Annotated in this window: 11 protein-coding genes; 8 read left to right on the forward strand and 3 right to left on the reverse strand. The window is 44.8% G+C overall.

All coding sequences use genetic code 11. The features are described 5' to 3' along the window. Positions 1–31: 31 nt before the first annotated feature. A complete protein-coding gene (locus tag OH458_RS14000) occupies positions 32–970 on the reverse strand; it encodes a siroheme synthase (RefSeq protein WP_269978765.1) in 939 nt (312 codons plus the stop codon). A 458-nt stretch (positions 971–1,428) separates the two neighbouring features. Between OH458_RS14000 and OH458_RS14005 the strand changes: the two genes are divergently transcribed. The 6 genes from OH458_RS14005 to OH458_RS14030 all read left to right on the forward strand — a co-directional run bounded on the left by OH458_RS14005 (position 1,429) and on the right by OH458_RS14030 (position 6,925). Further along, positions 1,429–2,457 carry an amino acid ABC transporter substrate-binding protein gene (locus tag OH458_RS14005; RefSeq protein WP_005475574.1) on the forward strand — a complete coding sequence of 343 codons (1,029 nt, stop codon included), beginning with the start codon at positions 1,429–1,431 and terminating at the stop codon, positions 2,455–2,457. A gap of 72 nt (positions 2,458–2,529) precedes the next feature. Continuing rightward, positions 2,530–3,735 (forward strand): amino acid ABC transporter permease, encoded by a 1,206-nt coding sequence (locus tag OH458_RS14010; protein WP_269978766.1) that lies wholly within the window; start codon positions 2,530–2,532, stop codon positions 3,733–3,735. A gap of 1 nt (position 3,736) precedes the next feature. After that, on the forward strand, positions 3,737–4,834 hold the full coding sequence (locus tag OH458_RS14015) for an amino acid ABC transporter permease (protein WP_269978767.1): 1,098 nt from the start codon (positions 3,737–3,739) through the stop codon (positions 4,832–4,834). A 22-nt stretch (positions 4,835–4,856) separates the two neighbouring features. Continuing rightward, positions 4,857–5,606, forward strand: coding sequence for an amino acid ABC transporter ATP-binding protein (locus tag OH458_RS14020; protein ID WP_269978768.1), 750 nt, complete (start codon positions 4,857–4,859; stop codon positions 5,604–5,606). Positions 5,607–5,804: 198 nt separating this feature from the next. Continuing rightward, entirely contained in the window at positions 5,805–6,467 is a 663-nt protein-coding gene (locus tag OH458_RS14025) for a Bax inhibitor-1/YccA family protein (RefSeq protein WP_038141430.1), read from the forward strand. 128 nt (positions 6,468–6,595) lie between these two features. Continuing rightward, positions 6,596–6,925 (forward strand): TusE/DsrC/DsvC family sulfur relay protein, encoded by a 330-nt coding sequence (locus tag OH458_RS14030; RefSeq protein WP_038141429.1) that lies wholly within the window; start codon positions 6,596–6,598, stop codon positions 6,923–6,925. Here OH458_RS14030 and yccX read toward each other — a convergent pair. After that, the gene (gene yccX / locus OH458_RS14035) at positions 6,920–7,192 is read right to left on the reverse strand and encodes an acylphosphatase (RefSeq protein WP_269978769.1); all 273 of its coding nucleotides are present in this window, start codon (positions 7,190–7,192) and stop codon (positions 6,920–6,922) included. The genes OH458_RS14030 and yccX overlap by 6 nt on opposite strands. 94 nt (positions 7,193–7,286) lie before the next feature. Between yccX and OH458_RS14040 the strand changes: the two genes are divergently transcribed. Then, positions 7,287–8,690 (forward strand): methyl-accepting chemotaxis protein, encoded by a 1,404-nt coding sequence (locus tag OH458_RS14040; RefSeq protein ID WP_269978770.1) that lies wholly within the window; start codon positions 7,287–7,289, stop codon positions 8,688–8,690. A 97-nt stretch (positions 8,691–8,787) separates the two neighbouring features. Beyond that, positions 8,788–9,981, forward strand: a complete 1,194-nt coding sequence (locus OH458_RS14045) for a class I SAM-dependent methyltransferase (RefSeq protein WP_269978771.1) — start codon at positions 8,788–8,790, stop codon at positions 9,979–9,981. Between the two features lie 128 nt (positions 9,982–10,109). On the opposite strand, the gene OH458_RS14050 is transcribed toward OH458_RS14045, so the two are convergent. After that, a partial coding sequence (locus OH458_RS14050) for a cadherin domain-containing protein (RefSeq protein WP_269978772.1) occupies positions 10,110–14,731 on the reverse strand: 4,622 nt, incomplete at its 5' end.

Genomic DNA, 14,731 nt, shown 5'->3' on the forward strand with positions numbered 1-14,731 from the left:
TTTGAAAAACCCGCTTTACGCGGGTTTTCTTTTATCTCGTTGTCGCTAAAGCTAAATGTAAGTCACGCTGCTTTAATAGATTGTGTTGGTTACTATTTGGAGAAACAAACACCACGATTCGCAAGCTCTCTTCTCTCGCCGCCACCAAACGTTCAGCAAGTTCCGTATGGCTGCGGTATGATTCGCGCTCCGCATCACGACGCACTAGGTCAACAAATGCGTACGGACAGTCTTGCGAATACAGAACCAATTCAGCTTCTTGCATGTAGCGTAACGCCTTCATTGGCAGCAACTCGACATCCTCGCCAAAGTCTATCCAAGTAACGCTCCCTGCATCATCAACTTCATCCGCCAGCAAGCGCTGATAAGCACTCTCTAACTCACCGCTTGTGGTTGCTGAATCCACTTGCGGAAGCGCGAAAAAACGCTCCCAAAACTTGCGCCTTAAATCGACACTCGGCATCACCTTTTTGATGTCACTTCGTTTGGAGGCGCCAAAGTCTGCAAGCAAAGACAAGTTCTGCGGCAGCGCAGCTTCGAGCTTTTCTCGGATATTACGAATCAAAACGGGAGACGCCCCACCACTTGAAATGGCAAGCTGGATACGCCCCCGATTGATCATAGAAGGAGTGATAAAATCGCAGTAAGGTTGATCGTCAACCACATTAACCAAGATTCCCAATGACTTCGCATGGTGATGGACTTGATGGTTTAATTCAGGGTTATCTGTTGTTGCCCAAACTTGAATGTATTTTTCGTCCATCAAATCTTGGGAATAGAAATTTTGTACCCAAATACACTCCCCATCTTCTACGAGTTTTTGCAAGAAGGGGTCGACCTGAGGAGAGACAATCGTAACGATAGCGCCAGCGCGAACCAGACTATCGACTTTTCGGCTTGCCACTTCTCCACCACCCACAACAAGTACTGGCTTACCTTTTAAATCGAGAAACAGAGGAAAATACTGCATTTCATTCCTTGAATAATTCAACTAACTATTTGACTGATACTACCAAAATTGGGGCACACAACGAAACTACAGTTTGATTTTGGATAATTTATCACCAAATTTTCCACTATTTACAGAATTATATCTTAGGCTACTTTTCAATCACATCACGTTAAATCTAAGTAAACATGACACTTTAGTCAGTAAGGCCTATTGCACTAAATTTGTGAACTCTTGCACTATTTACATTCACGTAACATTTCGTCATTCTAGTGACTGAACGGGTTTGTGATTTCAATCAAAAATCTTTTTAAATTATACATTTGAGAAAACACAAATCCTTTCCTACGCTTATAAACAGTTGATTTTTAAAAAGCACTATGATTGCGAAATCAACTCATAATAGAGATACACAACATATTTCATTCGTTGTATCAGGCAACACCTGATTTAACATGGATCATACAGGAAGGATACAAATGGCAAATAAACTAACACTTCTTGCTTCAGTTGTAGCGGCATCTACTGCTTTCATGGCTACAAGCGCATCGGCAGCTGATAGCACGCTTGATAAAGTAACGAAACAAGGTTTTATTACTTGTGGTGTAAGTACTGGTCTGCCAGGTTTCTCTAACCCGAACTCGAAGGGTGAATGGGAAGGCATTGACGTTGAGTATTGTCAGGCACTTGCCGCAGCAGTACTTGGCGACAAATCAAAAGTGAAATACGTGCCACTTACCGCAAAAGAGCGTTTTACGGCGCTTCAATCAGGCGAAATTGATGTTCTATCGCGTAACACAACGTGGACACTTCACCGCGACACTGCGCTTGGCTTGAACTTTGTAGGCGTTAACTACTACGACGGCCAGGGTTTCATGGTCAAAAAAGATCTTGGCCTTAAGAGTGCGAAGGAGCTAGACGGTGCTTCAGTGTGTGTTCAATCTGGTACAACGACAGAGCTTAACCTAGCTGACTACTTCCGCAACAGCGGCATGTCTTACAAACCTGTGGTATTTGACACCGCGGCTCAAACATCGAAAGGTTTCGATGCTGGTCGTTGTGACGTACTAACCACAGACCAATCAGGTCTATACGCGCTTCGTCTAAATCTTCAAGATCCAGCGTCTGCACAGGTACTTCCTGAAATCATTTCTAAAGAGCCTCTTGGCCCAGTAGTTCGTCAAGGCGACGACCAATGGTTCAATATTGCTAAGTGGACGCTAAATGCAATGATTAACGCGGAAGAGTACGGAATTTCGTCGAAAAATGCCGACGAAATGCTGAAGTCTAAAGATCCAAACGTGAAGCGCATCCTTGGTGTGGATGGTCCTAAAGGTAAAGGTCTTGGCATTCGTGACGATTGGGGCTACCAAGTTATCAAGCAAGTCGGTAACTACGGCGAAAGCTTCGAGCGTACGGTTGGTACAGGCTCTCCTCTTCAAATCTCTCGTGGTGTAAACGCACTATGGAATGCGGGTGGCTTTATGTACGCTCCGCCAATCCGTTAAGCAACACATAACAACAAAATGGGCGGTTTAGGCCGCCCTTTTTACAAAATATGGATTTGAGGTTATAGCTGTATGAAACCTACTAATACTGTTGCATCTAAAGCGGATAACGGACCGTCTTCAGGTGCTAGCCTTATTTACAATCCCACCTTTCGTTCAGTCGTGTTTCAGATTATCGCGATACTCGCACTGTTCTTTTTCTTTTATACAATTGTCAATAATGCACTGTCTAACTTAGAAGCTCGCGGCATCGCCACGGGTTTTGGTTTCCTTGATCAAGAAGCTGGCTTTGGGATTGGCCTAACATTGATTGAATACGACGAAACCTATTCTTACGGACGCACATTTCTCATCGGCCTACTTAACACCGCTCTAGTATCATTTCTGGGTATTATCCTAGCGACTGTCGTGGGTTTTGTTATGGGTATTGCTCGGCTCTCAAACAACTGGCTTGTCAGCCGACTAGCCGCTGTTTATATCGAGATTTTCCGTAACGTACCGCTGCTGCTACAAATTTTCTTTTGGTATTTCGCAGTACTACAGGCATTGCCATCGGCACGCCAAAGTTTAAGTCTTGGAGAAGCCATTTTCCTCAATGTTCGCGGTCTTTACTTTCCTGCCCCAATTTTTGAAGCGGGATCAGGAGTGGTGATTGCAAGTTTGGTTATTGGGGCTCTGGCATCGATATTTATCGGCATCTGGGCGAGAAACAAACAACGTATAACGGGTCAACAAACCCCGATGGGGCGCATTGTTTTTGGCCTTGTTGTAGTTTTACCAACGATTGTCTACTTTGTGATGGGCTCACCGATCTCGGCAGAGTACCCGGAACTCAAGGGGTTCAACTTCCGTGGCGGCATTAGCATCATTCCTGAACTCGCCGCGTTATTGCTTGCCCTGAGTATTTACACGGCGTCTTTCATTGCGGAAATCGTCCGTTCGGGTATCAACGCGGTTAGCCATGGTCAAACCGAAGCAGCGATGTCTCTTGGCCTACCAAAGTCCAGAACGCTTAAGTTGGTGATTATCCCTCAAGCACTACGGATCATCATTCCGCCTCTGACAAGCCAATATTTAAACCTCACGAAGAACTCTTCGCTGGCGATGGCGATTGGTTACCCTGACCTAGTCTCGGTTTTCGCTGGGACAACGTTGAACCAAACGGGTCAGGCGATTGAAATCATCGCTATGACAATGGCGGTTTACCTCACGTTGAGTCTGTTGACATCAGCGCTGATGAACATCTACAACCGTAAAGTTGCCTTGGTGGAGAGATAATATGAAAGAGCATCAGTTTTTGCCCGATCTGCCACCACCGTCCAATACAGTGGGTGTCGTCGGTTGGCTACGTAAAAATCTATTTAATGGCCCTGTTAACTCAGTCGTTACCGTCATTCTTGCTTATCTTGCAGCTGTACTGCTTTGGAATATCGTTGACTGGGCATTCCTAAAAGCAGATTGGGTTGGTACTACCCGCGACGCTTGCTCAAGAGATGGCGCTTGCTGGGTATTTATCAGCGTGAGATGGGAGCAGTTTATGTACGGCTTCTATCCGCAAGAAGAGCTGTGGCGTCCACGCTTGTTTTACATTACGTTAGCGATCTTTACTGTATTGCTTGCGTATGAGAAAACGCCGAAGCGCATGTGGATTTGGCTGTTCTTTGTTAACGTTTATCCTTTCATTGTTGCCGCATTGCTTTACGGTGGTGTCTTTGGCCTTGAAGTTGTCGAAACTCACAAGTGGGGTGGCTTGCTAGTTACTCTGATCATTGCGTTGGTGGGTATCGTTGTGTCATTGCCAATCGGTGTCGCGTTAGCCTTGGGTCGTCGGTCCGAAATGCCAATTATCCGAAGCATCTGTACCGTCTACATTGAGGTATGGCGTGGCGTTCCACTCATTACCGTTCTGTTTATGGCGTCGGTAATGCTGCCTCTTTTCCTTTCAGAAGGCTCAGAGACAGACAAACTCATTCGCGCCCTGATTGGCGTAGTCATGTTCAGTGCTGCCTACATGGCGGAAGTGGTCCGCGGTGGCTTGCAAGCGATTCCAAAAGGACAGTATGAAGCTGCCGATGCGCTGGGGTTAAGCTATTGGAAGAAGATGGGGCTCATCATTTTGCCGCAAGCGTTGAAAATCACCATCCCTTCTATAGTAAACACCTTTATCGGCTTGTTTAAAGATACCAGTCTGGTACTCATCATCGGTATGTTTGACGTTCTCGGTATTGGACAGGCAGCGAACACTGACCCTGAGTGGTTAGGCTTTGCAACAGAAAGTTATGTATTTGTCGCGTTAGTGTTCTGGGTATTTTGTTTCGGCATGTCGAGATACTCGATATGGTTAGAAAACAAACTCCATACCGGTCACAAACGATAATCAGAAAGCTCAAGGACGTATTATGACGCAGCAACAAGATTACATGATCCAAATTAAGGATATGAACAAATGGTACGGTGAGTTTCACGTACTAAAGAACATCAACCTGGATGTAAAAAAGGGTGAGAAAATCGTAATTTGTGGCCCATCGGGTTCTGGTAAGTCAACCATGATCCGTTGCATTAACCGCCTCGAAGAACACCAGAAGGGTCATATCATTGTCTCTGGTAATGAGCTAACGGAAGATCTAAAAAACATCGAAGCCGTTCGTCGAGAAGTCGGAATGTGTTTCCAGCACTTTAACCTCTTCCCTCACCTAACTGTGCTAGAAAACTGCACATTGGCGCCAATTTGGGTGAAGAAAATGCCCAAAGAGGAAGCAGAAAAAGTGGCGATGAAGTACTTGGAACGAGTGAAGATCCCAGACCAAGCGGATAAGTTTCCTGGTCAGTTGTCAGGCGGTCAGCAGCAACGTGTGGCTATTGCACGCTCTCTTTGTATGAGTCCTCAAGTGATGCTGTTTGATGAACCAACGTCAGCCCTTGACCCAGAAATGGTTCGTGAAGTGCTAGATGTAATGGTAGAACTTGCAGAAGAAGGGATGACCATGCTTTGTGTAACCCACGAAATGGGATTTGCCAAAGAGGTTGCGGACCGAGTCATCTTTATGGATGCAGGTGAAATCATTGAAGAAAACAACCCAGTTGAATTCTTTGAAAATCCTCAATCTGAGAGAACTCAAAACTTCTTGTCGCAGATTTTGAGCCATTAATCACATCGCGATAATATCGAAAGAGGCGGCTACGGTCGCCTCTTTCATTTGTGTTATATTGTGTTACATCTTCAAAAATACTTAACACTCTAATTCTATTATTATTTTAGACACTACTTATTCAATGAGGGCTTGATCTTTTCATCGTGCAGCCCCATAAATGTAAGTGACAAACAGAAAAACCTAATGAGGAAGACCATGAACAGCCCTATGTTTTCTCGCACATCTACACAAGAGAGTGCACTGCAAACAAACAAAGTACTGCGTAACACATACGCGCTACTTTCTATGACTTTACTTTGGTCAGCTATCGTTGCTGGTGTCGCTATGGTGATGAACCTTCCTCACCCTGGCCTTATCATCACTCTAGTTGGCTTCTACGGACTCCTTTTCCTAACTGAGAAAAACCGCAACAACGGAATGGGTCTAGTATTTACCTTCGCACTGACTGGTTTTATGGGTTACACACTTGGCCCTATCCTAAACGCTTATGTTGGCGCGGGAATGGGTGATTTGATCGTAACAGCGCTTGGCGGTACTGCACTGTCATTCCTTGCTGCATCAGCTTATGCGCTTACAACTAAGCGTGACCTGTCAATGATGGGTGGCTTAATGCTATCACTATTCGTTGTACTTGTTGTGGGTATGATTGCAAGCATCTTCATCCAATCAACAATCCTGCATCTAGCACTAAGCAGCTTGTTTATTGTGTTCTCGACCATGGCTATCTTGATGACTACTCAAGGTATTATTCGTGGCGGTGAAACCAACTACATCTCAGCGACCGTGACGCTATACGTATCAATCTACAACATCTTCATCAGCCTACTTCAAATTCTAGGCATTATGAACGACGACTAATTGAACATATCTCGTTAAACAAAGCCCGAAAGAGACTCTCTTTCGGGCTTTTTGTTTATTTGTCTATTGTGAAACAGCCTACGGGTAAGTACCCTACTCTCCATACGTTGATTTTAGGGTTATTAGAGATGTTCGAATACAACGGCAAGCAAATTGAAACCGATGCTCAAGGTTACTTACTAGACTACACTCAATGGGAAGAAGGCATGATAGAGCTTCTTGCCCAACAAGAAGGTATCGAGCTAACTGACGCGCACCTTGAAGTGATTCACTTTGTTCGTGATTTCTATGTAGAGTTTAATACCTCACCAGCCGTGCGCATGTTGGTGAAAGCGATGGAAAAAGCCCACGGTCCAGAAAAAGGCAACAGCAAGTATTTGTTTAAACTTTTTAAACAAGGCCCTGCCAAACAAGCGACTAAACTGGCGGGACTGCCTAAGCCAGCAAAATGCCTATAGAATCTTAAAACCGTTAAACGGTTTGTATGCGACTGGCTCTGAAACGACCTTGTCAACTCGTGACGTTTTAGGGCCATGTTGAAGCCATTCTGCCATTCGCGCAATATTCCCTTCTTCCCCACACACTACGACTTCGACATCCCCATTGTTAAGATTCATCGCATAGCCGCTAAGACTGATCTTCATGCCTTGGTGTGATGTGTGATATCGGAATCCAACCCCTTGAACTAGACCTGACACTGTGAACTTCTCGCATTTTTGGACCATATTTAATACCTCAATACATCTTACAGTGATATATTTGTAAATGTTTTTTTATAACCCTCTATGGAACAGGCAGGGTTTTCACGGAACTATTATTATGAAAGAAATACCTTTTCGCTGGATTGACAAATATCTCATTCATCTAAAAATTCAAGAGAAGTTCTATCTACTCTTCGCTCTCCCAGTCATCGCACTCTTAGTCCTCACTTTTGTACTGGATAATGCTGCAGACAACATGTTGAGTCACCTTTATAAAGATGAGTTGGTGCTCATGCGCGATCTCATTGAATCAGGGAACCTTAATCGCTCCCAAGTGGCAAGTTTAATAGCGGGTTCAGACACCATCGCAATCGGCTCTGGTCTTGGTTCAATATCCGTCAACAATGGTGAGTTCAGTCTAGTTGCGATTCATAACCAAAACCTATGGACGGCACTTTCTACTACTCATATTACTATTATTGCGGTCACACTCTTCCTTATCGCAATGGGTGTTTATTACATCATGACCTTTATCGGCGGTGCGATGTTCACAATGAACAAGGCACTCACGACCTTATCTAGTGGTGACCTCACCAGTCGTATGAACTTTTTCAAAGTGCGAGATGAGTTTAGTGAAATTGCCATCACAATCGATAAGGTCGCAGAACGTGAGCAAAACATGGTTCTCTCCATTCAAGAATCCATTGCGCTTATGCAACAAATTAGTTCTGACCTTAACCTTTCAAATCGTCAAAGCGCCGATATTTCAGGCTCTCAACAAGAACACCTGAACTCACTTGCGAGTGCCACAGAGCAGATGGCATCTACCATTCGCGAAGTCGCGAATCTTGCACACGACTCAAGTGCGCAGACAGAAGATGCGCGTTCTGTTGCCCATCAAGGACAGCAAAAAGTTGAGCATACATTATCTTCTATTTCGCAGCTATCGAGTGAAATTCAATCCGCTTCCGAAGCAGTGGCAGAACTTGACGCAAACGCCGCTCAAATCGATGAAGTGGTCACAACGATTAACGGTATCTCAGAGCAAACCAATCTACTTGCCTTGAACGCCGCCATTGAAGCCGCGCGTGCGGGAGAGCAAGGTCGCGGCTTTGCGGTTGTTGCCGATGAAGTTCGAGCATTGGCAGGTCGAACTCAACAGGCAACAGTTGAGATCCAATCCATGATTGAAGCGCTTCAACGCAATAGTCAGTCACTCACCAAATTAATGGAAACAACCGTTATCAATGCCAGCGAAGGTCAAAGCCGAATGTCTGAAGTCGACTCTGAAATCGCCTCATTAGCTGACAAAAACCAATCCATCTCAGACAGCAGCATTCAAATTGCGACCGCTGCAGAAGAGCAAGGCGTCGTTGCTGATAACATTGCGGCGAGTGTGGAAGAGATTCGGGTTCAATCAAATCAAGTGTGCGAAATGATTAACGCAACCAACAACAACATCGAACAGCTCCGCAGACAGAGTGACACCATGGAGTCACTACTTACAGGGTTAAAAGCCTAGACAGAGAGCCGCCAAATTGGCGGCTCTTTTATTTGATTTTCCAAAGCACTTCCCAGACAATACCCCTCCTTTCAAATTAAACCTATTGAGCAAACTCATGACTCCATCTATCTATCTCGTAAAAGGCCGTGATAAATCCCTTCGCCGTAAACATCCTTGGGTGTTTTCGCGTGGTATAAGCAAAGTTGAAGGTGAGCCTGAGCTTGGCGAAACAGTGGATGTGTTTGCTCACGACGGCAAATGGCTGGCAAAAGCAGCATACTCGCCTAACTCTCAAATTCGCGCTCGGGTTTGGTCATTTGAAAAAGAAACCATCGACAAATCGTTCTTCGTCAAGCGTATTAAAGACGCTCATTTACTGAGAGCCGATATTATCGACCGCGACGGTCTAACAGGCTATCGCTTGATCGCTGCTGAGTCTGACGGTTTGCCAGGCATTACTATCGATAAGTACCAAGATTATTTGGTCTGCCAACTGCTAAGTGCTGGCGCAGAATACAATAAGCAGACGTTAGTTGAAGCACTACTCGACGTGTTTCCTGAATGTAGCATATACGAACGTTCCGATGTTGCAGTGCGTAAAAAAGAAGGCTTAGAGGAAGTAACTGGCGTATTGCATGGTCAAGAGCCACCAACATCTGTAGTGATTGAAGAAAATGGCGTCAAAATCAGTGTCGATATTGTCGGCGGGCACAAAACAGGTTTCTACCTTGATCAACGCGACAGTCGCCAACAAGCGATGAAGTACGTCAAAGATAAAGAAGTGTTGAACTGTTTCTCATACACTGGTGGTTTTGGTCTATATGCACTCAAAGGTGGAGCTAAGCGCGTCATTAACGCCGATGTCTCTCAACCTGCTCTCGATACTGCAATGTATAACGCGGAGCTCAATGAGTTTGATATTTCAAAGAAACGCGCAGTGTTCTTAAATGCGGATGTGTTCAAGCTACTTCGCGAATACCGTGATCAAGGGACTAAGTTTGATGTTGTGATTATGGACCCGCCAAAATTTGTCTCTAGTAAGAACAATTTGACGTCTGGGGCAAACGGTTATAAAGACATCAACATGCTTGCAATGCAAATCCTAAAGCCCGGCGGAACGTTGCTGACCTACTCTTGCTCTGGGTTAATGAGCTCCGATCTGTTCCAAAAGATCATTGCAGATGCCGCCGTGGATTCTGGGCGCCAGGTAAAATTTGTTGAGCGCTTCGAACAAGCGGCTGACCACCCAACAGACAGCGCTTACCCAGAAGGGTTCTACCTAAAAGGTTTTGCTTGTAAGGTTTTATAGTCATTGCTCCCTCAATGTGTAAACACATTTCAGGACGGGACAAACAAATCGAAAAAAGCCTCGCTAATATAGCGAGGCTTTTTATTACGGATGTTTACTGGGCTAACAGCAGCCCAGTTGTTACATACCTAGTCTTTTAAGTGACTGAGATTATCCATAAGGCTGTTAGTAACGTCAGCAGCTGATGCACCATCAAAATCGATAGTTAACGTTTGTCCACCTTTCACAATGGTCAAATGAGATGTGCTCTGATCGTCTGTTACCGTGATGGAAACATCACCAACTTGTCCGTGGAAATCCCCACTTCCTAAATCTGTTAGCAACTGACTGATATCATCATTGGATAAATCTTCAAACAAGTCACTAACATCAATAGAGTCACCTTCGCTAACATTAAAGTCAGTCACACGATCGGTTGATGATTCCATCTCAGTCCACATGAAGATATCCGCATCATCTCCACCAGTTAAGATGTCATTACCTAAACCACCGACTAAGATATCCTTGCCTTCACCGCCATCTAGGGTATCACTACCACCATGACCGAATAAGATATCATCACCTTTTCCGCCATCAAGAACGTCTGACTTGTCCCCAGTATGGCTTTGATCAAACTCTTGGATGTTATCTTTTACATAGTTGTGAATGTCTTCAGCATCAACTGTTGAGATGTCTTGACCTGTTTGGCTAGCAACATGTGATTGAATTGCACTCAACCCCTGCTCGTTAGTACCAAATTCAATCAAATCACCCAACAAGATATCATCACCTTCACCACCTGAAAGATTGTCAGTCCCCTGTTCTAAAGGTATATCTTGACCTAGGATGGTTTCTGCCAATTTGGTCACGTCGATATTTGATTCAACAACACCATCAGTATCATATTGTTGAAGCAGACTCTCACTTACGTTACTACCGATACCAATCGCTTCTACACTCGACATCAGTGCAAGCAATTGATACATGTGTTGTGACTGCTGGCCAGTATTATTGTGGTCAGTAAAGACTAATGAGCCACCCTCCACGCTAATCGTGCCTAACTTCTGCCCAGTTAATGGGGATGTCACGTTGCCATTGCTATCAACTAAACGTTGCCCTTTATAATAAAAGTCTTGTCCATATTGATAGTTTCCATCCGTTAATACATCTTCAAGCGTGAGTACATCTTTACCTGAAGCTACGTCGATCAACACTTTGTCTAAAGAAGCGTCATCTAGGTAGTTGATGTAGTTAGGCTCACCATCGGTTAGGAAGTAAGTGATATTTTCTGCTTCACCTTCTGGGAACGAATCAAACCACTCTACAGCAGTCTGGAGACCAGATTCGTAGTCAGTCCAACCCTCACCATTATCACTAATCTGGTTCAGCGCATTCTCAAAATCTTGTTTTGCTGTAGACGAACTCAAATCAACACTAATAACTTGCGATGCTCCAGTAGAGAACTCCGAAAGCATAATGTTAACAGTACCAGGCTCTGAACCTTGATTAGCCGCTGTTAGTAACTCATTAAAGACATCCAGAATTTCGTCTTTAGCTGTACCAACCCAGTGCCCCATACTACCTGATGTATCAAGCACAAACGCAATGTTGTAATCTTCACCAGCAATTATCTCAATGCCCTGAACATCACCGACAATCAAATCGTGATCCGCAGTGCCTGCAATTGTATCATCACCATGGGAGCCAGATTCCATTACGTAATCACGCGCTGTGACATCAACAGTTTCAGTGGTAGATGCACTATCACTATTTGATGACTCTACCGACGTTGCGGTTACGCTTAGTGGGAAGTCGAGGCTACCCTCGTAGTCAAACGGTACCTTAATATCAAATGAAGCATTACCATTCGCATCGATTGGTACAAGGAACGTGCCGTCTGCCTCAGCGTCAATAGCTTGTCCATTAACATAGACTTCAATGCCTTCAGGAAGTCCATCTACTGTAACTGTCTGAACCAAGCTTTCGCTTCCGTCTGTATCAACGAGATCTACGTCTACATCAACTGGAATCGTTCTGTCTTGAAGCACTTCATATGTACCATCAGGATTAAGCTCAATTACCTTATCAGCAAACACAACACGTTCAATTTCATACAGATGGTCGCCGCGGTCTTCTTGACCTGTATGGTCATTCACTGAATCGACAGAATTAGTATCTAATACAATCCAGTATGGGACACCACCTCCATGGTTGTCTTTGAAGGTAAACTTGTAGTCTTCAAAGTTCCCAGATAGATAAACGGTATCTGTACCATCATGGGCAGTGTTACTAGTCGCATCATCGCCATAGAATGAATCGTTTTGCGCACCACCAACAAATGTGTCATCACCACCGCCACCATACATAGTGTCGACATTATTTCCGCCCACAAAGAGCGTATCGGTGTCACTATAGTCATTGTTATTACCTAAGTGAGACGGTAGCGAATTGTCTAGTCCCATCTCAACGGCTAGGTCATTGTTTTCGGCTTGGGTCTTACCTACAGCGGCAATAACATCAGCATGATGAACTGAAGTCGCATCTGATTTAACCATTTCGCCAAGCGTAATCTTAACAGTTGGAGCATCAGCAACCGCGATAACGTCGATATCTAAGCTCTCTGTCGCACCTGTATTGGTTGTGTAGGTGATCGTTGGAACATCACCAGACCAATGTGTTGCTGGCTCGAAGCTATAGCTCCCATCTTGATTCATTACCAAAATGCCTGCATCGATAGAAACCGCTTGGCCGGCCGCATAATCGGTTCCATCAACAGTAATAAAGTCAACCTGGAGAACATTATCTCCATCAGTGTCATTCTCTAATACATTACCTTGTAACGTATTGTCTTCATTGACAGTTCCAGTATCAGCAACCGTATTCGTTACTAAGTTCTCATGAACAACTACATTGATCGTTGCGTGTGACTGAGCCGAGTCTCCATTTGAATCCTCTGTACTTGTCGCCGTAACAAAGATAGTAAAGTCGTCATGGCTTCCTTTAGGAGGAGTGACAGTAAGGGAGTCAAGTGACCACCCCGTAACATCTACTGACTCATGTGCGCTACTGATTGTGACTGACGTATTGCCATCTGAAATAATCGCGCCAACAGGAAGGCCTGCCAACGTCACAGCCATTGATTCTGATCCGTCAGTATCACTCAGGCTCGCGCGGATTTCAGACAATGGAATTTCTGTGTCTTGAAGCCCTTCATTAACTTCATACGTTTCATAAAACTCGACGCCGTCAACTTCCTTAAGCTCCGAAGTACGAACGTCTGCGTTATCTAGCGCGCTCTCATCACTAACGATATAAAGGTTGCTATTGCTCAAGTCGACAGGTGTATTGCCATCTATGGAAACATTTACGTTGTAATTCCCAGGGCCACTCTGATTATGGTGATAAATTTCTATTGGGTAGAAGCCAGATACTGACGGAACAAAGGCTCCACCTTTAATGTCACCACTGTCATTTCCCCATCGAGCTTCATCGACTAAAACTCCCCCAATCGTAATCGCCATGCTATCGTCAGCTGTACCGACAAAATCATAGCTAGTTCCCGCTTCAAGGTATACCAACGCTGTAACTAACACAGCCTCATCTTGTAGTGTTGCGTTTGTACCCGTGTCTTCAGCATTTGCAGTCGTTGATTGCACGCCGTTTGTTGGATCAAGTGCGTCCATAGCATCAATGAGCACAAGACCAGCTACACCGAGGCCATTGTGTCCACCAATATTAACGTTATTCCACGTTGTAACGTTAAACTCTTGTTGAGGTAACGCTAGCCCAGGCGTTACCGTAGCAAGGTTTGGTTTGTCTGCTATCGGTGTAACGTCAATAGTGAGTGTCGACTCTTGGCCTTCGTCTTGACCATCAGTTGGTTTAAACCCAATTTGCGCATAGTCAGATGATTGATCACCTACATTTGAACCACCGAAGCTGTCATCACCAGATTCATTGTAATCAGGAGTGAAACGAACTTCATTTGAATCAAATTGATCTTTGCTCAGCTCTTGTCCCTGCTGGACTGCTTGCCAAACACCTTGAGCATCTTGATACTCCAACACGCCGTCAACTGGTAAGGACGTTATAACAACTGACAAAGATGCTTCTGGCGAGTCAACGTCTGATATCCCGAATGATGACCATGCCAGCAGCAAGTCCACACCTTGAGCATCCTCCGCAATAGTCACCGCTGAAGGTGAAGCTTCCGGTGCATCGTTAACATTGGTCAACGAAACCTCAACTACAGCGGTGTCCTCACCGCCAGTACCATCTGTGACCTTGACGTTTAACGTATAATCCCCCAAATGAACATCATCGATTGTTTGATTGAGAGTGATATCACCACTTATAGGGTCGATATCAAATAAACCATTGCTCAAAGAGCCATCGGCAAAGCTATAGTACAGGTCATCATTATCTTGATCTTCGGCTACTACAGTGCCAACAACTGTTCCACTTGTAGAGTTCTCATTTACAGAGCCGAAATCATAGTTATCAGCATTTGGCGCATCGCCAGCAGCGTCACCATCTGAAATGAATTCAGGAGCGTGTTGAGCGTCTTCCACGCTTACAGTTGCTTGAGAAGCGTTGCTATCAATCGTTGAGCCTGCACCGCTAGTGCCCACTAGGGTGATGTCTAAGTCTTCCGCCCCTTCGTAGATGCCGTCATCCAGCGTCTTGATGTCTAATGGGACCGACGTTTGACCCGCTGGAATCGTTACTGTGTAAGTCGCTGGCGCAATGTAATCGTCGCCATCCACGTCAC

The sequence above is a fragment of the Vibrio sp. MarTm2 genome (assembly GCF_027587055.1).
Lineage (GTDB): Bacteria > Pseudomonadota > Gammaproteobacteria > Enterobacterales > Vibrionaceae > Vibrio > Vibrio sinaloensis_D.